This is a genomic window from Pseudoselenomonas ruminantium, assembly GCF_900113715.1.
Classification (GTDB): domain Bacteria; phylum Bacillota; class Negativicutes; order Selenomonadales; family Selenomonadaceae; genus Selenomonas_A; species Selenomonas_A caprae.
In genome coordinates this window covers 192,971-212,348 of the sequence record NZ_FOQK01000001.1, presented here as the reverse complement: position 1 = coordinate 212,348, position 19,378 = coordinate 192,971, and the positions used below count along the sequence as shown (strand labels likewise).

Here is a 19,378-nt window from a genome sequence, read left to right as displayed (position 1 = left end):
CGTCAGCTCATCCTGACTGAGCGCCTCCCTGCATGGCAGCAAACCGCGCCTGAGGCCCGGCCTTGGTCCGCGCCATCGCCGCCAGCCGCCGCTGGCGGGCCGCCGAAAAATCTATTACATCCATAGAAATTCTCCCTCAGCGCTGAAATACCATCGCCAGCTGATAGCCGATATAAGCTGCCGCCAATCCCAGCACAATACTGCCCACCACATTGACCGCCGCCAGGAAAAAACTATCACCCCGCAGCAGCGTCAGCGTCTCCATGCTGAAGGACGAAAACGTCGTAAAGCCCCCCAGGAACCCTACGGTCAAGAGCAACCGCAGCGATTCGGGCAGCAGCTGCAAGGACTTGGCCAGTGGCAATAATGCCCCAATCACCAACCCCATCAGCAGACTTCCCACCAGATTGACGACAAGCGTTCCCCAGGGAAACATCCCCCCGAGCAGCATACCCACCGTCGTCGTCACGCCATAACGGCACACGGCCCCCAGTCCGCCGCCAATAAACACATAGAAATACGCCATTGTCTTTCCTATCCTGCTTTCTATTCATACGCTGATACTTCGTCTTTCCCTAATTATATCATCTCTTGCCTGTTTCCACGAAAAAAAGCTGGCCAACAGCCAGCTTCTTTTATGCGCCCAGCGCAAGCTCTTTGCGTTTCGCCACCATATCCAGGAAAAAGGAATGGATCCGCAGGTCACGGGTCAGCTCCGGATGGAAAGCCATGGCCAGCTGATTGTGATACCGCACCGCTGTGATATGTCCTTCCGTCTCGTTCAACACCTGCACCTTCTTGTCAAGACATGCTTCGATATAGGGAGCGCGAATGAACCGCAGCGGAAATCCCCGCAAATCGGCCACATCACCAGCCCTCGCAAAACTGCCCAACTGCCTGCCATAGGCATTGCGCCGTACCCGTACGGGAAGGGTTGCCATCGAAGGCTCATCATTGCTGACCTCCTGGGCCAGCAGGATAAGTCCTGCACAAGTCGCCAGCACGGGCAGCCCTTGGAGGATTTTCCGCCGCAACGGTTCAAACAGTCCCAATTCATGCAGGAGCTTGCTCTGTACGGTACTTTCGCCACCTGGAAGGATTATGCCAGCGAGATCATCGGTCAAATCCTTGCGCTGACGGATTTCCCGGTAATCTGCCGCCAGTGCTTCCAGCATTGCCTCGTGCTCAGCAAAGGCCCCCTGCAAGGCTAGAATGCCAATCGTCATTTTGTCCAACCTCCTCTCACCTCTTTATCTGCCACGCTCTGCCATGAGCAGCTCAATCTCATCGGCATTGATGCCCACCATAGCCTCGCCGAGATTTTCCGAAAGCCTTGCGATGAGCCCTGCATCCTCGTAATTGGTGACTGCCTGCACGATAGCTGCCGCCCGCTTGGCCGGATTCCCCGACTTGAAGATGCCCGAGCCGACAAACACGCCCTCGGCTCCCAGCTGCATCATCAAAGCTGCATCGGCTGGGGTCGCCACGCCGCCAGCAGCGAAATTGACCACCGGCAGTTTTTTATGTTCATGCACGTAAGCCACCAGATCATAGGGAACCTGATACTTTTTAGCCGCCTCGAAAAGTTCATCCTCCCGCAGGGAAGCGATGGCCGCCATTTGCTGATTGATTTTCCGCATGTGGTGCACGGCCTGCACCACATCGCCGGTCCCCGGCTCCCCCTTCGTGCGGATCATTGCCGCGCCCTCGCTGATGCGGCGCAGGGCCTCGCCAAGGTCACGGGCACCGCAGACAAAGGGCACGGCAAACTTCCGCTTGTCGATATGATAGACATCGTCTGCCGGGGACAAGACCTCACTCTCATCGATATAGTCGATTTCGATGGCCTGCAGCAGCTGCGCCTCGACGATATGACCAATGCGGCACTTGGCCATGACGGGGATACTCACGGCCTCCTGGATGCCACGGATCATCGCCGGATCGCTCATGCGGGCCACACCGCCTGCCGCGCGGATATCGGCGGGAATACGCTCCAGCGCCATAACGGCGCAGGCACCTGCCTCCTCCGCAATCTTTGCCTGCTCTGGCGTCGTCACATCCATGATCACGCCACCCTTGAGCATCTGCGCCAAATTCTTATTGAGTTCATAACGATTGCCAATACTTTCTGTTTTCTCTGCCATAGCCAAGTCTCCTTTGCATTATCCAGAAATGAACGGAACACCCTTAGGATAGCGCTAAACTGACTATATAAAAATAACCAGAATGAAAATATAACAAAAGGCCAGATTCCCATAGCAACTGGAAATCTGGCCTTACTGGCCTCTGACAAAAAATATAACCCTAATGATTCTCTGAAATATTGATAAGCTGTCTTTAAAAATTGCCTGCTATCCTAGAACCAAATACATTTCTATTGCGAACAGGAGGACATTTTATGACAAAAGAACGTGACGAAGAGATCCGCCAGGATTGGTCAGCCGCCCTGGCCTCCGTCGAAGAGGGGGAAGACCTCTCCATGGACATCGGCTGGTGCTTCACCGACGACGATATCAAGGAGCTGGCCAGACTGCATAAGGCCAATCAGCATCGAGAAAAAATCGAAAGCCTGCTGGTCGACTGCAACTTCATCACCGAAGCCTGCGACTTCAATGCAGGAAAATACGACGCCTATCTCTGACAGATAGAAAACCTCCCAAGGAAGCAATCATGCCAGCAACAAGCTGCATGCATCATCTTCCTGGGAGGTTTTCTATTCCTGCAGCAGATTCCCTGTCTGCTTTCCATGCTCGGTAATACGCTCGTCCCCCAGCAGCTTCCCGGTAAAAAGAGAAGAACTATCCGCATGGGCCGCAAAACCAATCCCCATAAAAAGCGGGGATATCCGTCCGGCGGCTGGCACTTATAATCATCGCACACCCTCAATCATCCTTCGCCCGCCCATCAGTAAATCTCCCCATCGTAGACCAATTTAGTCCGCGCATCGAACAGTACCCAGAGGATTTCCGCAAAGGCCTGCGGGTGTCCGGCCACGAATTCCCGGACGGTCCGCACGGCAATCGCGGCCGCCTGCTGGACCGGATACGAATAGCCCCCCCGTGGATATCGAAGGAAACGCCACACTATGGATACCATGCTCCATGGCCAGTGCCAACGAGTGGCGATAACAATCCGCCAATAGCTTTTCCTCGCCTTGGCTGCCGCCATGCCAGACGGGACCGACCGTATGGATGACATAATCGCAAGGGAGCTGGTAGGCCTTCGTGATTTTTGCCTGCCCGGTCTTGCAGCCATGAAGTGTCCGGCACTCAGCCAGGAGCTCCGGCCCTGCAGCCCTATGTATCGCACCATCGACGCCACCACCGCCCAGCAGACTTTCATTGGCAGCATTGACGATCGCCTCGGCATAATGCTTGGCAGTAATATCGCCCAGCTCTGTCCTTATCCTTGTCATAACGCCTACCTCCTCACATTTCCCTTCCGGCTTTCTCAACCCCACAAGGTTCTTATCTGCGCCAGCAGCTCTTCTTCCTCGGCATAACGATGAATATGGAACCTTTCATTTCCCGCCAACATCGCCGACAGCTGCGCCGCCTGCGGGCGATAGAAGATATGGACCTCCTTGTCATGAGCCTCCGCATAGGCCAGCTCATAGCCCACCCCCAGCGATACCTGCGTGCATTCAGCCACTACCACATCACATTCCCTGAGCCAGGCCGTATCCTGCTCATAGATGGCCTTATCGCCTTTATCTTCCACCGTGGACAGGCTCAAGTCCCCCACATGCTCCGTGAGCACCTGATGGTTTTCCTTCAGGACGGCTATGACCTTGCGGTAAAGCTCCGCATCCTGTCGGCCGCCGCGGATGGAACCAGCAAAATATATCTTCATCTTCAACCCTCAATTCCTGCTAACCGGATGACTAATTTTGACTACTTTCATTATAGCAGTTATCGGCTGCCGTTCAAGAATACCCTTTCCCACTCCGGTTCCTTGAATCCCGTGAGGACCTTCGCCCCTGCTATGACCAGCGGCCGTTTTACCAGCATGCCATCAGAGGCCAACAGCTTGAACTGCTCTGCCTCCGGCATCGCCGGCAGCTTCTTGGCCAACTCCAGCTGGCGGTACAACTGCCCGCTGGTATTGAAGAACCGTTTCAGCGGCAGCCCGCTCTGCTCATGATACCTGCGCAGGTCTTCTTCCGAGGGATGATCCGCCTTGATATCCACCAGCTCATACGCCACTCTATGCGCATCCAGCCACTTCAATGCCTTCTGACAGGTCGAGCATCTGCTATAACAATATACTTTGTTCATGCTATCCATCCTTTCATCTGCAAAAAAAGACAAGCGCGCTTACCTTACTGCTAATCACGCTTGTCTTTTATTCTGTCATTCTTCAGCCACCAAAATAGCCCAGCTCTCCGACTGCACTCTGATTTTTCTTTTTGCACTCCAGGATGCGTTTGTAGAGATTCTTGTAATATTCCTTATAGAATTGTTTCAGAGGACTTTCCTGGATTGCTTCAAGGGCGCGCTCCAACTCCAGATCTGAATACTGATAGGGATGATGCATAGCATCTACGGCTCGATGCAAATCTTTCATGATGTGCGTTTCCTCCTCACAGAAATATACACTCTTCCTAGCTACTGATTTCCCTACGACTAGCCAAAAATCCTGCTTATGTCCTAAGTTTTTTGCACCATGCCCCTTTGATATCACGCCCGCTTCCCTCAGTTATCCGCAGGCTTTATATCCAGCACCGGCGTTCCATCCATCATATCCACGCCTGTGAAATATACACGGCTGCCTTCGATTTTCGTCACCTTCACGACCGACGCCCCGATTGGATTTGGACGATATGGCGCATGGGTGGAGAAGATTCCCATCATCGGGCCGACGCCCCGGTAAGGAACCGTCAGCTTCACATCGCTGACCTTGTCGAACCAGAACAGCACCTCATAGGATTTCCCAGCCTCCATGTCAGCCATGGCTGCTGCATATTCCTCGGAAATCTCCATCACAGCTTCCTGCTCCGGGTACTCATCCCCGCTTTTCGGCGTCGTTTCGCGGGTCTTATAAGGAGACTGTATATAGCCTATGGGTTTGCAAATCAATTCTTTCATCCGTAATACCTCCAATTCCACGGTTTCCAGCCTGCAGCCCCCGCTGCAGCCAGACCATACAAAACATCGACAGATATAGTATACCATATCTCACATCTGGCATACCTTATGTGGATTGAGAATATTATTCGGATCAAAGACCTGCTTGATGCCCCGCATCAGCACCAGGCTCGCTTCCGGCAGGGATTCCTTCAGATAGGGGCGCTTTACCAGGCCGATGCCATGCTCTCCCGATACCTGTCCCTGCAGCTCCCGCGCCTTGGCATACATGCGCTTCATCGCCAGCCGCATGAGCTCCCGCCACTTTTCATCGGACAGATCATCCCGCAGGATATAGACATGAAGATTGCCATCTCCCGCATGGCCGAAGGACTTGATGCGGATGCCGATGTCTTGACGCAGCTGATGGACAAATTCCACAAAGTCGTTGACCCGGCTGCGGGGCACTACCACATCCACTTCATCCATCATGCTGGTCGATGCCTTGATGGCTTCCAGGAAGGCACCGCGCGTTTTCCAGACCGGCGCACTGCGTTCCTCTGTATCGGCGATGAGGATGTCGATGGCTCCCTGATCCAGGCAGATCTGCGCCGTATCATCGTAATACGAAGCAATCTCCTCCATCGTATTGCCATCGAATTTCAGCAGCAGGTAGGCATCGGCCTGATTGTCGGGGAATTTCCGCCCGAGGAATTCCTCCGCATCCAGGATCACCTCCCGCTCCATGAATTCGATGGCAGTAGGCACCGCCTTGGACTTGATGATCAATGGCACCGTGCCGATGGCCTGCTCCAGCGTAGGGAAAGGCACGAGCAGGCTCACATTCTTTTTGGGCAAGGGCAGGAGCTTCAATATGGCCTTGGTCACGAAGGCCAAGGTGCCCTCCGAGCCAACGATCATGTCCTTCAGATCGTAGCCCGAACTGTTTTTCACCACCTTGCCCCCCAGCTGGAGAACCGTGCCATCGGCCAACACTACCTCCAAACCGCGCACATAGTCGCGGGTCACCCCGTACTTCACCGCCGTCATGCCGCCAGCATTGGTGCTGATATTGCCACCGATGGTCGCAGATTTCTCTCCCGGATCAGGAGGATAGTAGAAGCCCCGCTCCTCAACGTAACTGCGCAGTTCCATCAGCAGCATGCCCGGCTCCACCGTCAAGGTCAGGTTCTCCTCATCGAGCTCCAGCACATGATTCATCAGGGTGGTGTCAATCATGAGACCACGTTCCACCGCCACAGCGGCTCCCACGAGCCCCGTACCTGCTCCGCGCGGCGTGACCGCGATATGATGTTCATTGGCATAGGCCATGAGCTTTGATACTTCCTCCGTCGAGGTCACCCGTGCCACCAGCGAGGGATAGACACGCTCGCTGGCCAGCTCATCATGGCTGTACTCCTCATTGATTTCGTCCCCGAAGAGCAGCCGCTCCCGGTCCACAAAACCAGCCAGCACTGCCAGGTCTTCTTCGGTCACCTGTTTATACTCCGTCATGCGCGCTCCCTCCCCTGCTGGATATCGGCAATGAGCCGTGGCACGATCTCATATAGATCTCCCACCACTGCATAATTTGCCACCCTGAAAATCGGCGCTTTGGGATCGCTATTGATGGCAACGATCTCCTCGGCGTGGTCCATCCCCGCCACAAACTGGATTGCTCCAGAAACCCCGCAGGTGATGATGAGCTTCGGCCGCACTGTGCGCCCGGACAGGCCAATCTGCCGCCGAGGGTCCATCCAGCCATTCTCGATCAACGGCCGCGTGCAGGCAAAGTCGCCCCCCAATGCCTCTGCCAGATCATAAACCAAGGACAAGTCCTCTTTCTTTTTGATGCCACGGCCTGCCACCACAAGCACATCGGCCTGCTCGATGCTCTTTTCCTTGGGCTTTTTCGTAATGCCCAGCACGGCAATTCGGGATACCAGCGCAGCATCGTCCACCGCCAAGGTTTCGATGCGCCCGCGGGCCGCCTCACTGCGCTGCGGCGCATCCATGATCTTGTAGCGGACAGTAGCCATCTGCGGGCGGTTGTTGGGCGTGAGGATCTCCGCCATGATATTGCCGCCAAAGGCTGGACGGATCTGCACCAGGTCGGTGTTCTCGCGGATATCCAGTACGGTGCAGTCAGCAGTCAGTCCCGTATGGAAGCGTGCGGCCACCCGCGGAGCCAGCTGCCGTCCCACCGGTGTCGCTCCGACCAGGATAGCGGCAGGCTTCACCTGCCGTATGAACTGCGCAAAAACATTGGCATAGGGTTCCATATTGAATTTCGCCAGAGCAGGCTTGTCACAGACAAATATCCGGTCCGCACCATAATGGCGCAGTTCCTCGGCCGCTGCACCGATATTCTCCCCCATGAACAAGGCCAGCACTTCCTGCTGGATCTTATCGGCCAGCTCCCGTGCCTTGCCCAAAAGCTCATAGGACACCGGATGCACCCGACCATCTACATGATCGATATACACTGCGATGCCCTGCCACTTGCTCTTATCGATGCTTGCCTGCTGTTCTTCCTCCACGAATTCAACAGCACCGCCGCCCTTTTTCACACAAAGCTTGCACAAACGGCAGGCAGCTGTGATCTCCACACTGCCACCTTGCTCCTGCATGGCACCGAAGGGACAGATAGCCACTAAGGCCTTGATATCCTGGATCTTATCGGGATGGATGACTAATTTTCCCATAGCGCGCCTCCTAGACGATGAACTTCTGCTGCTTCAAAAGCTGATGCAGGCGATCTGCCAGCTCCTGGCCGGTTCCCTGCCAGATTTCCTGTGCCTTATGCACCTCAGGCGGGAAGATCCGCTGCACTTGTGTCGGCGAGCCATCCAATCCATAGTGGTGTTCATCCGTATCCGCCATATCCGTCAGCGTATACATCTCAATCGTCCGCTCGCAGGTTTCCTTTGCTTTTTTATACGAAGGCAGGCGAGGCTCGTAAATATCTTTTTGTACCGTCAGCAGACAGGGAAAAGCAACCTGCAAGGCTTCCATATCCTCAGACATTTCCATCTCCACACAGATAGTTTTATCTTGGACTTCCTTTATCTGCCGCACATTGCAGACACAGGGGATGTCCAGCTGCTCCGATAGCTCAGGGCCCACCTGCGCAGTATCTCCATCCGTAGTCTGCAAGCCGCAGAGAATCAGATCGAAATCGCCAAACCGCTTGATGCCCTGGGACAGGGTATAGCTGGTGGCCAGCACATCTGCACCGCCGAACTTGCGGTCTGTGATAAGGCAGCCACGGTCAGCGCCCATCGCAAAGGCTTCGTAGAGTATCGCCTTCGCTTGCGGCGGTCCCATGGTGAGTACACTGACTGAGCCGCCATACTGCTCTCGCAGCCGCAGCCCCGTTTCCAGCGCATACAGGTCATAAGGATTCAGCTTGGCATCGGCACTGTTGCGTTTCAACACGCCTGTCACCGGATCTACCTCCACCTTGTTCGACCCCGGAACTTGTTTGATACAAACCAAGATATTCATCAAAATCCCCCTCCTCCGGCGAATGCTTTCTGATTAATTCTCGATTTGTCTTGATTTCTCCTGCATTTACCCCTGATTTTATCTTCCTGCACGCCCCAAATCCTTGTTTCCGAGCACAGACCTGTCAACCCCCCCAGCGATCTGCCAGGACAAACCGCTGCTTACAGATTGGGCATGTCACAGCAGCGAGCATATGATAATACCGATTTGCTTCTTCCCTATACCCAACATACTCTAACATCGTTCCCAACACTACAAACAATACCCTCGCTTCTGCCTTGCTTATTTCTGCGAACTGCTTTATTGCCGGCAAGCCATTATCCCCCAGCCTGCAATTGATTAATGCTAGCAACGCATCCAAATCAAAACCGAGCCCCCTTGCACCCCCTCTTACTTCTCCAACTTCATCGATAAAAAAAATTTCGCTAGCAGCTTTTACAAGCCCACTAACGAAATCTCTTTTTTATCGATGAAACAAATTCGCTATCACACTCAGCACAATGCTGATGATAATGCAGGTCACCACTGGAAAATAGAAGGAACCATGTTCGCCCGTGATGCTGATATCACCAGGCAGCTTTCCCAGGGGCAGGAATTTACCGCCAAAATGCAGGATCCCTCCGACCACGATCAGCAATATGCCCATGCCGATAAGCATCTTCCCGATATCACTCATTCAACCGACCTCTTTTCTGCCGCAGCTTTTCATCATGCCGCTCCCAAAAATCCGTATTCTGTGCCAAGGCCTTGGCAAATACAGCCTTTTGGAGCATCTGCTGGATTTTCTGTGTGGCATCGTCACAGAAACGCAGATAGCTGAGCGCCAGGAAATCTTCTCTCGCATAGACAATACTTGCATCATCCGCCGTATCAAAAGGCATCCCCTCGACCATTTCCTGATACGGTTCCTCAGCAGATGCCAAATCATGCGGAAAAAACGGGCTCATCGTCACAAAGATGTCTTCCCCCTGGCCGCGAGCCAGCCATTCCGCCTGAATATCATAGCAAACATCACAGATGCGGATCTGCCCATAATACTCCCCGCCCGGCAAAATCTCCTGCCAAGCCTCCCGCAGCCGCGTCTGCAGATCAGCAAAATCCGTAGCTGAAAAATGTTGCCAATCCAATTCGTACATATGCCATCACCATCAATTTCTAAAACTAACGCTATGGTTCAAATTTCACCAGAGGTAACACTTCAGTTTGACGTTTCAAAAACCGAAAAAATCGAACTAACACTTAATATAATATTAACACATCCAGCTATGTATTTATAGATGGCACTAAGCCGCCTATACGGCGGAACACGCGGCAAGCGGTACTATGGTTTCCACACTAAATTTCTAAGCCGCCTATACGGCGGAACACTTCTTCGCGATCACGCATGTCACGTTTCCGCTTTTCTAAGCCGCCTATACGGCGAAACACCTAGTCCGAGTGCGCCAAGTTTGCCAAGTGGCTTTCTAAGCCGCCTATACGGCGGAACACCATACCCTAGCAAATCAGCTAGTTTTTCGACATTTCTAAGCCGCCTATACGGCGGAACACACAGGCCAAGTTTCTTCGGGGCTCTCCGAGTCTTTTCTAAGCCGCCTATACGGCGGAACACTCAGGCAGCAAGGGCAACTGCTATCTGGTGGGTTTCTAAGCCGCCTATACGGCGGAACACGGCAATTTAGGTAAGCCAGAGCGTATTTTTTATTTCTAAGCCGCCTATACGGCGGAACACCCACAGTCTTGCCGCTTCGGACGCTCCCCTCGATTTCTAAGCCGCCTATACGGCGGAACACTTCTTTTGCACCGCTGGTCAGTACGACTTAGATTTCTAAGCCGCCTATACGGCGGAACACTGAGATTGACAGTGAGATGATTCCATTCTAGGTTTCTAAGCCGCCTATACGGCGGAACACTACAGTGCGGTTGCTGGAATGATTACAAAGGTTTTCTAAGCCGCCTATACGGCGGAACACGTGCCTGCTATCTTTTACGGAACTAGCTTTGATTTCTAAGCCGCCTATACGGCGGAACACCACGCCGTGACGCCAATATCGCGCGCGTATACTTTCTAAGCCGCCTATACGGCGGAACACTTTTAGCTATCATTCAGGGCGGTTCTTTTGTTTTTCTAAGCCGCCTATACGGCGGAACACATGCATTTGATGATGAAGTGGCTATGGCAGTTTTTCTAAGCCGCCTATACGGCGGAACACTCTTGGTAATACCATCGACAATAATGTCATAATTTCTAAGCCGCCTATACGGCGGAACACGTCTTGTGATTGGTCTTGTGGTGGGGACAACATTTCTAAGCCGCCTATACGGCGGAACACGCAAAACCCCTCACGAGTTTTCCTTTCGCTCGTTTTCTAAGCCGCCTATACGGCGGAACACTGTAGCAATTACCACCCTCTCCCCTTTTAAATAAAGGGCACCTTACCCTAATTACTATTATACCCCTTTTTTATCCCATTGCACTTTCTGCCCTTGAAATCAAGGGGGTAAGCTCTTGCAAAAAATTTTGGGTCAAAAATCTGGTACGGTAGACTTATTATCCAACCCATAACTCCCAAAGCCTTCAGCTACTTCACTATTATATGGTAACTTCTCCACATAAAGTTTATATTTCTGGCTATTAGTTTCACTGCTCATTTGTATATAAGGTAAATTAGTATCGGGAATCTCTATTGGAAAAAGCTTTATCGCCTCATCATAATCTATCCCATGCCTTTTGGCATATCTCCTAGCCTTTTGCGAAGCGTTAGCCTTTGGATGATAACGACGATATATTGCATACCCTCTCAACCTGTCTGGTACCAAACGGATTTGTGTTATATGAACATAATCCTGATAACGATGCAACCATTTTTTTACATCCATTTCGGCCAATTCATTCTCATCTTCGGCAAATATGCGTAATTTATTGCCAAGTTTTATTTTTCGTTCATTTGTATACCCTGGAAACGAAACCCCTATTCGCCCTTTCAGTCCATTATCCATCCGATCTGCTAATGCAATATGTAACTGATGATATACTTTACTCCATATCTGATTTTCGGACACTTCTCCATCCGGTAGTATAGTAAGTTCCTGATAATACTTCATCAAACTCACCCCTTGCCGAACACACCGCCACGAACCAATACAGCCATCACATAGTGCTCTTCTTCCACACAGCTCAACTTCTCACCCAGAGCAAATTTATCAAATAAAGTGTAGAAATCCACCTTCTCTTTCGGATTTCTAAAGGCCTTGCCCAAATTCGTCACAGCTCCATAAGGTTCAATCGCAATGGGACCTACACCTGCCTCCGTAGCAAAATCAGGATACCAAGTATCAATAGTCCTCAAGGCATTTCCTAACTTCTGCGAATGCATCGCTGCTACACCATTTACCTGATACAAAATCTTACTCTTCCGGCTATTTCCCTTGTCGAACACCAATTCTTCACTAGGATAGACTTCCTGCCCTGTTCCCAATCTGGCATAAGCATCAACTTCAATAAAGAGATGCGCCCTCTTGCCCGACAAAACATCTGCAATCTTCGCAGTCAATGCTTCAAGCTGCGTATTTTCCTCAAAATCACGCAATGAAAATCCGTAAGCGTCAAAAGTCTGAACCAACTCTTCTGTTCGAACCACAACATCTATCTTCTCTGCACCTAGACGGTTGCGCCATAAAAATCGGCCACAAGCTATGTTATATGCATAACGATACGCCAGCTCTTTGCAACCAGTATTCTGCAGATAATTCTTGACCGCATCGGCATAGCTTACGGCAAAATCTGCATTGTTACATGCAGAGGGCTTCTCTAATCCACCTAATACCTTGATTGTAAAGGATAGTTTCAATGTATCTTTATCCATTCCCAAGGCGCAAGAATCAATCTGTTGCAAATTTGCGTTCTCCACTTTTGCATTCAGCTTGGCAGGATCATTTTGAATAACCTTTTCCAGTCGGTTGGATATCGTTCCCCGCACAGACTTTTCCACCAATCTCAATTTTTCCGTTTCACTATCATGCCCCTCTGTCCAAACTGTTCCGTACATATAGCCGTCAGAAACCACTAGCTTTTTCTCAAACGATAATACAGATGGAATAACGTCTTTCTTAGCCATTTTTAGTCCTCCCCTTTATGTAAAAAGTTATTCTGACAAACATATGAACCTGCTTGTTCATCATATTGGTATTCCCATAGGATGTCGTTCAAAGTATTGCACCTGTACGGCATAACGAATTCACCTACCGTTACTAATGGTTCAACAAAATGATGCTCATAGTCGTAGGAGCGCTGTCCCTCTATCGTCATTTTCCCCGACAAATCCCTAAAGCCAACTGCAATTGGCACCAGCCAGCCATCCGGGACAACTTTTTCTCTCTGCCAGCTTATTTTTCCCTGCTCATCAGTATTCGCATGATAACGAATTTTCAGCACATCAAGCAGGTTATCCAGGGCATCTACCTCATCGCGATGCTTCAATAGATCACCGCGTTCTACTATCGCATAACCTGGCATAAGCTGTCTCAACAGCTTGCGTTCATCGTTTTCATCGTATTCATCAGCATAGTATAATTTCCAACGCTCGCACTCTTCTGGCTTCACAAGTATATCCCCGCTTGCAGCCTTCAAACGGGGCAATTCCTGTCTGGCTTTTTCCTCAAAAATCTCCACATCTTTTCCATCCAATCCTTCAACCTCCATCAAAAGGCTGACCGTCAAATGACAACGCGCTTCCTCTACAAACGGCGGTCGTTCAAACGCCCCTGTTTTTTTGCTTTTTTTGAGTGGATTGGCGGTACCGATAAGCGCGCCATAATAGTTTTCCTCCTTAAAGACCTGCAATTCGCAGCTATGACATACAACCGCCGTTCTTGACAGATGAATCTGTTGCAATAGTTCATGGCGCTGCAGCAGCCTTTGCAAGGCATGAATCATTCCCAACCATGCCGTCATAGCCGGAACCCCCACCGTATATGGACTGCTAGCCGCATTGGCATTTTGAATCCTCAATTTGGGCACAAGAAAATAGGTTTTCACGCCCACGTCCCCCTTTCTATGTATTTTTCTACTGTTTTTGCAAATCCTCTCTGATAAGCACACATATTTCTTTTGATAATGCCTTTAATTCTCCATCCCCCAACAGAATCTTATCTCGCTTCAAAATCCACTCATAGGTCAGCATCAGCCACGCTGAAAAATCTTTGACAATATCAGGCTGCCAGCCATCCTCTTCATATCGCTCTGCTTTATACTTTTCATCCAGCCAAATACGCTGAGCCTTACTAAGCCTGCGTGAATCACTCCAGCCACCTTCCTTCTGCCGTAATGCATATACGCTTTGCATTGCCCTGTCCATTATTTTCTTTTCTACGCCACGAATCTTTTGACGTATCGCAAGATTATTCCGATTATCCGTATAACAACCATGCAATTGCAGGAATAAATACCTGAAATCTCGCAGTCTTAACGTGTCACGGAAAAAGTCGTTACGAGGATATGCTATCGTCTGTTCCCTCACATTAGGCGGCAACGAGGGGAGCATATACGAACGTCCCCCCAATCGATTATTATTGAACGAGATATTTTGAGGCTTCGTTCCTCCGAACTTCATTTGCGTAAGATTATATATACGTTCATGAACATCGCCGTATTTTTCTGACTTTTTATCACATGCCTGTCTCGCATCATCCTCCATAGCCCGGATGCGCAATCGCACTTCCTGCATCAAACTGGACGGTGGCAACACCGTCAGCAAATGATACCCATCCCCCACAGGAAAATATACTTGCTTCAACCGTGTATCGGTAGTTGTCGGCTTTTCATGGGTTCTTATCTCCAACAACGCACTGCGAACGACCACATAGTCTGCTCCCGTGTCTGTGATATCCTGCGCCAAATAATCATCATCCAACAGCAGATGTTCGTAAACGCTTTTGCCATCTTCCAACTTTTGTTGCAACAAACTGGCTGTTGCCATGTAATTGGCCGCCACAAATACATCCGTGCTACAAGATACAGATGCCGTTGACACATAACCTTCTGCCGGTCTGTCGTTTATATTTGCTTGCCAATTGACTGTCACATCTGGATTCGTAAACCTTCCTATATGGGTTGCAAATAAGCATTTGTCAGCATTTTTAGCTATATCTAACAGCCATTCTTTTTTAGATTTATTCTTCTTATCCGCTTCAGACTGGACATAATCTGAGAAAATACTCACCATCTTCACCTCGTTTCTGAAATATTCCATATCTTATGTTAATGATATTATAACCCACATTATCGCCCAATGTCAATTTATAATTAAATATATAAAGGTTTTATCTCTTTCACCGCCTACACGGCGGACTAAAAGATAATTAAATATATAAATTTCTAAGCCATCTATCCGATGGATAGCAACTACGTTTTTATCTTAACATATCGTCACCTAATCTGTACATACCATATTGATCCGCATATCGCCAATCTGCACGCCCTGGAATTGTCAAAACTCCAACGCGCAAGCTAGCCGCCCACCTATCCTTGCCTGCTAGATAGCCTGCCATGGCTTGCTGATAATTTCGTTCCAACCAAAAACGCCCTTCTTCCTCCACTTGTTCATGTACAATACCATAAGTATCTTCACGTTTTACCCATTTCTTGGTCTGTTGGCTTTGTTCATAAAAAGCCAGCCCATCTCCCACTTTATCCTGCAAACAGAGCTCAATCTCCTGCTTTCCTTCACGGAACTTATTGAATTGCTGCGGCAAAGCTGTCAACCACCATGATTCTTCCTGCCAACCATGGATATAGGCAGCGCCATGCAGAGTCAAATCCCGAAAATCAGTCAAAACCTGATGTTCCAGATGAACCAACTTATCATGGGGATGAAGATTCTCCGGTCGTACTATTCTCGGTGCAGCATTGATTCCATCAGCAAGTTGCCGGATATCCACCAAACAATTCATATCATGGCTTGAAAGCACATATTGCTTACATTCAAAGCCAGGCATGGCAAATACTATTTTCTTCTTTGCAGCCAACGCTTCAATGTTATACTGCATAATGGCAATATTGCCCACCGTTCCCTTATCCATAGCATGTCGATGGCGACGGATACGCCCAGCCAATTGAATGATTGAACGATAAGACGACGGCTCAATAACTGCCCAATCGAAATCATGGTCTCGACCTACTTCTTCAACAGGTGTTGACACCAAAATAAATATGACATTCTGCGCATCTGTCCCGTCAATATGACGTCGCAAGACAACATCATCAAAATCAACCTCCGGAACATCCTGATTCTTGCGTTTTAAAACCTTATCAAGATATTTTTCCTGCATACTACGCAATAACGCCGTCTGCCGGCTATGATACACCATGATACGTGGCACACAATCGTCTGGCCACGCCGATTTCAACAAATACTTTGCCGCCAAAACACAAGGCGTAATATGAGCCAAGCGAACAACACCCAAAGAAATTTTTTTGCCCGTCTTTTTATCTTTGACTGCATAACACGCGTGCAACTGCAATATAGCTTCTTGTATAGCTTGAAAGTATCCTGACAAGCGCTGCTCCCTTTCCGATACCCCCTGAAGTTGCTTACAATCCACAATCCAACCATACCGCTTCGCCGGCTGCAGCTCCAGCTTAGCCTTATGCTTCAAGGAAAAGTCTTTATGCCACTGCCGATAATCTACCAAAATTTTATCCTGTTCACTATCAACCAAACTATGGATTTTAGTCTGGAATTCATCCACCCATACACAATTCAGTTCACTATGACAGCCAAAAAAACGTGTATATTCAGCTCTACCGCCAGCATAGGCAGAAAACAGTCCTTCTGCCAAATCAGGCGGTATGGTCGCTGACGATAGAATTACATTTTTCCCCAGTAAACCTGCAGTGTGAACCAATCGAGCAATAGCCACCAAATCAGCTCCAGCAAAATCATCAATTTCATCAATGACAATATCTGCTGACATCATACGGAGCAATGGCAAAATATGCCGTCCGCCACGCACACTTTCCACGGCTGGCATCAAATGGTCAATCGTTGCTACCAGAACAGGAGCATACAGCAAATCACGATTTTTCCCTACCGCTGCTCGAGATGATGCAAATAACACCTGCAAGAATTTATCTTCTTGAGGGAAATCTGCATATATCTCCCCCGGCAGTAACTCATTCATACACGATGTATCACTGTTATCCTCCCAAGATCCTGATTCTGTATATAAATCCTTTATTGCCGCTGCACCGACCAAAACCGCCATATCACCGGCATCCATACCTATCCTCGCTCGATATTCCTGACCTGTCTGCAGCGTCAGACTACGCAATCCTAGCAGCAAACTATAACGCAGGGATTTACCATCCGGCGAAACTGCCTGCATGATTTTAGCGTTAGCAAAAGTCTTACCACAGCCAGTCCCTGCCATATTGATAATAAACCACCCTCCCTGGTTCCGCCCAGCTTTAACCTGTTGTTGCTGAACGTCACGGATCTTGGCAACAGCTTTGTCCTGCCAAGCATAATCTGATGGGCTCTTTTTACGCAGCTCGGCTATATCCCCCCCCCTACTCATCCCCTCCGCAAGCTTCGGCAACCGCTGGGCAATGGCCGTTGCCTGTTCTGCTACACGCACCAAATGTTCAGCCAAATACTGCTTCACCTGCTGTTTTTGCGTATTGGCATAAAGCAGGCTCTTCTCCTGCCAGCTATCATCCTTATTCTTAGCCGATACAGTATAATCTGCCAACATCAGACTTACTCTTGCGTATACGAGCAACGAACGAACATTATTTTTCGTATATAGATCATGCAATATATCCTTTTGTTCCAGCAGGCGTCCACACCATTTTTTCAGCATTTTTTGCCATGAAGCTGAAACAACCAAGCCTTTGGAAAATTCTATAGTTGCCTTTTCCCCTTTTATATAGCCCCAATCTGCACTGATTTGTACCAACAATTGAGAAATCGCTGCTACCTCCGTACATTTATATCGTTTGCTATCCTCATCATTCAGCTTCGGTAATCGATGATGGGAGAGGATCAACCAACAGAGTAAAGCAGCCATCGGTGGCATAGCAGTAAACGTCTTACCTGCATTTTCCTTTATCCAGTTTATCAATTTCCTCTCCGGGAAGGTTCCCATTTGCAGCTGTTGCAGCCAAGTATCATCCAACGGATTGTCCGATAGACATACCAGCCCTTCTAACAATTTACAACTCAACCATTCATGACGATAAAGCTCTTGCCCATTCTTCCCCTGCAACAATTTCTGAAAAGCATCATTTGCCTTCCCCCAATCATGAAGCAACGCCGCCACCGCTGCCAAAGCTTTTATCTCCGGCAGGTACTGCCAATTATTTTCCCATGCATTGTGTATTACATCTTTTTGCGTGCTATTTACAGGAACATACCCGTCCTCATTAAAACGTGTTCTATCTCCCACAATCCATAACAATTGACTGCGAGTACGAGACCGAATCCAGCGGCAGGATACAGACAAGCTCTTGGTCGCATGCCGTCTAAGAAGATTGTGCACCATCCGCAAGCCATCCTCGGTAATAACAGTCTGCCAAGTATCATTACCGATGCGATTCGCAAAAGCATCCAAAATCCAACGAGTTGTCTTCAGTGCTTTCTTGTCACTCTGGCTGGTAAATATAACCATCATCCAGACCGTCTCCCTTCTGCCATTTCTGACTTTGTTGTTTGACCGTATCATACATGACTTCCAAGACCTTATGCTCTGTAAACTTTTGTAAGCAATAGTCACGGAACTCTTGATTTTCTAAATTGTTTCGAGCACAAATGAATGCCCCTGGCAGAATGATAGCATCCTTAATCAAATCAGCTACATCAAAAACCAAAGCACCACGCCTTGTTTTACCATGCATCACCGCAAAACCATGTGGAATCCCCAAGACCCATAAAGCTGATGCAGCCATACCGTACGCCAAATAATTTCCGTGGTTCAGGAAAATATTAGCTGTATCCAGTCCATTTACATCTCGTGTAAAATCACCATAATCCGCATGTTTGGCTGAATATTTATATAGTTGCTTAGCGAAATTTGCCTCTGCAGACAACAATTCATTTACATTTGCTACCGCATCGATAGACCGTCGAAAACTTTGCAACGCCCCCTCTATCTCTCTATCATCAACATAAAAACCTTCATCATGCAAATCCCGATCCTTAGTCCATACACGTTCAAAAAAATCGCAACGCTTATTTTGAAAATTTTTAGCTGCCAACAATCTTTTATCCTCGTCAAACCAAAACGATAACCACCCCTGCACATATTGTGTCGGACGGTATTCGCTTTGAGGGCTCATCCATTCTATTTCCGTTCCTGCCAACAATGGTGTAGCTCCTCCACCACAGAAGCCAACTAAAACACCTGCACTGGACAACATTCTTACTGCCGCCTGAGTTATCGATGTTCCCGTCCCCAAAAGAATCACCGTCGTATTTGCAATAGGAATGTTCCAATATTGATTAGCTTTCTTCCCCTCTTTTAGATACAGTACTCGCCCATCCTTCTGCATAACACGACACTTTTCCAAATAAAAAACATTAGCTCTTTTCGAAAATAATATTGATTTTAGCTCTGTAGGCGTCAAACCTTCCATCATTTCCCCCCCTTGATTGTAATCCTTCCTAAGCATTTTAGGAATACTATTATCGTTGAAGCATATTTACATTTTTCTTAACATTATTTCTTCTATTCATTATACATCTATTTTACAATACCTTCTACACCAAAACTGCCGAGTTCCATACTTGTATTCCATATTCTCCCCGTTT

Annotated in this window: 21 protein-coding genes and 1 CRISPR repeat array; of the genes, 1 reads left to right on the top strand and 20 read right to left on the bottom strand. The window is 49.0% G+C overall.

What is annotated here, in order from left to right:
• Window positions 1-136: 136 nt before the first annotated feature.
• From crcB to pdxS, 3 genes are all read right to left on the bottom strand, one after another.
• Window positions 137-526: a fluoride efflux transporter CrcB gene (gene crcB, locus BM181_RS01035; protein WP_075441583.1), complete on the bottom strand. Its 390-nt coding sequence runs from the start codon at window positions 524-526 to the stop codon at window positions 137-139.
• A gap of 109 nt (window positions 527-635) precedes the next feature.
• Window positions 636-1,226 (bottom strand): pyridoxal 5'-phosphate synthase glutaminase subunit PdxT, encoded by a 591-nt coding sequence (pdxT, locus tag BM181_RS01030; protein ID WP_075441581.1) that lies wholly within the window; start codon window positions 1,224-1,226, stop codon window positions 636-638.
• A gap of 24 nt (window positions 1,227-1,250) precedes the next feature.
• The gene (gene pdxS / locus BM181_RS01025; protein ID WP_075441579.1) at window positions 1,251-2,144 is read right to left on the bottom strand and encodes a pyridoxal 5'-phosphate synthase lyase subunit PdxS; all 894 of its coding nucleotides are present in this window, start codon (window positions 2,142-2,144) and stop codon (window positions 1,251-1,253) included.
• A 254-nt stretch (window positions 2,145-2,398) separates the two neighbouring features.
• Here pdxS and BM181_RS01020 point away from each other — a divergent pair, with 254 nt between their 5' ends.
• Entirely contained in the window at window positions 2,399-2,641 is a 243-nt protein-coding gene (locus tag BM181_RS01020; protein ID WP_033169553.1) for a hypothetical protein, read from the top strand.
• A gap of 157 nt (window positions 2,642-2,798) precedes the next feature.
• Here the strand turns inward: BM181_RS01020 and BM181_RS15690 are convergent, their stop codons facing one another.
• The 17 genes from BM181_RS15690 to cas1f form a co-directional block, all read right to left on the bottom strand.
• On the bottom strand, window positions 2,799-2,873 hold the full coding sequence (locus BM181_RS15690; protein ID WP_075441651.1) for a DUF1848 family protein: 75 nt from the start codon (window positions 2,871-2,873) through the stop codon (window positions 2,799-2,801).
• Window positions 2,874-2,932: 59 nt separating this feature from the next.
• Window positions 2,933-3,415, bottom strand: a complete 483-nt coding sequence (locus tag BM181_RS01010) for a macro domain-containing protein (RefSeq protein WP_256211229.1) — start codon at window positions 3,413-3,415, stop codon at window positions 2,933-2,935.
• Between the two features lie 35 nt (window positions 3,416-3,450).
• Window positions 3,451-3,852: a nucleoside 2-deoxyribosyltransferase gene (locus tag BM181_RS01005; protein WP_075441649.1), complete on the bottom strand. Its 402-nt coding sequence runs from the start codon at window positions 3,850-3,852 to the stop codon at window positions 3,451-3,453.
• Window positions 3,853-3,911: 59 nt separating this feature from the next.
• Complete coding sequence (locus BM181_RS01000; protein ID WP_075441647.1) at window positions 3,912-4,277, bottom strand: arsenate reductase family protein; 366 nt, start codon at window positions 4,275-4,277, stop codon at window positions 3,912-3,914.
• A gap of 82 nt (window positions 4,278-4,359) precedes the next feature.
• Window positions 4,360-4,566: a hypothetical protein gene (locus tag BM181_RS00995; RefSeq protein WP_075441577.1), complete on the bottom strand. Its 207-nt coding sequence runs from the start codon at window positions 4,564-4,566 to the stop codon at window positions 4,360-4,362.
• Between the two features lie 128 nt (window positions 4,567-4,694).
• Complete coding sequence (gene tsaA / locus BM181_RS00990; protein ID WP_075441575.1) at window positions 4,695-5,087, bottom strand: tRNA (N6-threonylcarbamoyladenosine(37)-N6)-methyltransferase TrmO; 393 nt, start codon at window positions 5,085-5,087, stop codon at window positions 4,695-4,697.
• Window positions 5,088-5,177: 90 nt separating this feature from the next.
• On the bottom strand, window positions 5,178-6,581 hold the full coding sequence (locus BM181_RS00985) for an FAD-binding oxidoreductase (RefSeq protein ID WP_074513446.1): 1,404 nt from the start codon (window positions 6,579-6,581) through the stop codon (window positions 5,178-5,180).
• Window positions 6,578-7,771: an electron transfer flavoprotein subunit alpha/FixB family protein gene (locus BM181_RS00980; protein WP_075441573.1), complete on the bottom strand. Its 1,194-nt coding sequence runs from the start codon at window positions 7,769-7,771 to the stop codon at window positions 6,578-6,580. The genes BM181_RS00985 and BM181_RS00980 overlap by 4 nt, the downstream gene beginning before the upstream one ends.
• 10 nt (window positions 7,772-7,781) lie before the next feature.
• The gene (locus tag BM181_RS00975; protein WP_075441571.1) at window positions 7,782-8,573 is read right to left on the bottom strand and encodes an electron transfer flavoprotein subunit beta/FixA family protein; all 792 of its coding nucleotides are present in this window, start codon (window positions 8,571-8,573) and stop codon (window positions 7,782-7,784) included.
• A 463-nt stretch (window positions 8,574-9,036) separates the two neighbouring features.
• Window positions 9,037-9,249: a DUF2905 domain-containing protein gene (locus BM181_RS00965; protein WP_075441567.1), complete on the bottom strand. Its 213-nt coding sequence runs from the start codon at window positions 9,247-9,249 to the stop codon at window positions 9,037-9,039.
• The gene (locus BM181_RS00960; protein WP_075441565.1) at window positions 9,242-9,709 is read right to left on the bottom strand and encodes a hypothetical protein; all 468 of its coding nucleotides are present in this window, start codon (window positions 9,707-9,709) and stop codon (window positions 9,242-9,244) included. Before BM181_RS00960 ends, BM181_RS00965 begins: the two co-directional genes overlap by 8 nt.
• Window positions 9,710-9,853: 144 nt before the next feature.
• A CRISPR array of direct repeats spans window positions 9,854-10,964; the repeat unit is 28 nt; unit sequence TTTCTAAGCCGCCTATACGGCGGAACAC.
• 132 nt (window positions 10,965-11,096) lie between these two features.
• Window positions 11,097-11,675 carry a type I-F CRISPR-associated endoribonuclease Cas6/Csy4 gene (gene cas6f / locus BM181_RS00955; protein ID WP_075441563.1) on the bottom strand — a complete coding sequence of 193 codons (579 nt, stop codon included), beginning with the start codon at window positions 11,673-11,675 and terminating at the stop codon, window positions 11,097-11,099.
• A gap of 5 nt (window positions 11,676-11,680) precedes the next feature.
• Window positions 11,681-12,688 (bottom strand): type I-F CRISPR-associated protein Csy3, encoded by a 1,008-nt coding sequence (gene csy3, locus BM181_RS00950; protein ID WP_075441561.1) that lies wholly within the window; start codon window positions 12,686-12,688, stop codon window positions 11,681-11,683.
• A 2-nt stretch (window positions 12,689-12,690) separates the two neighbouring features.
• Complete coding sequence (gene csy2, locus BM181_RS00945; RefSeq protein ID WP_075441559.1) at window positions 12,691-13,608, bottom strand: type I-F CRISPR-associated protein Csy2; 918 nt, start codon at window positions 13,606-13,608, stop codon at window positions 12,691-12,693.
• 28 nt (window positions 13,609-13,636) lie between these two features.
• A complete protein-coding gene (locus BM181_RS00940) occupies window positions 13,637-14,794 on the bottom strand; it encodes a type I-F CRISPR-associated protein Csy1 (protein ID WP_177207137.1) in 1,158 nt (385 codons plus the stop codon).
• Between the two features lie 187 nt (window positions 14,795-14,981).
• Window positions 14,982-18,242, bottom strand: a complete 3,261-nt coding sequence (gene cas3f, locus BM181_RS00935) for a type I-F CRISPR-associated helicase Cas3f (RefSeq protein ID WP_075441555.1) — start codon at window positions 18,240-18,242, stop codon at window positions 14,982-14,984.
• A complete protein-coding gene (gene cas1f, locus BM181_RS00930; RefSeq protein WP_256211227.1) occupies window positions 18,214-19,206 on the bottom strand; it encodes a type I-F CRISPR-associated endonuclease Cas1f in 993 nt (330 codons plus the stop codon). The genes cas3f and cas1f overlap by 29 nt, the downstream gene beginning before the upstream one ends.
• Window positions 19,207-19,378 lie beyond the last annotated feature (172 nt).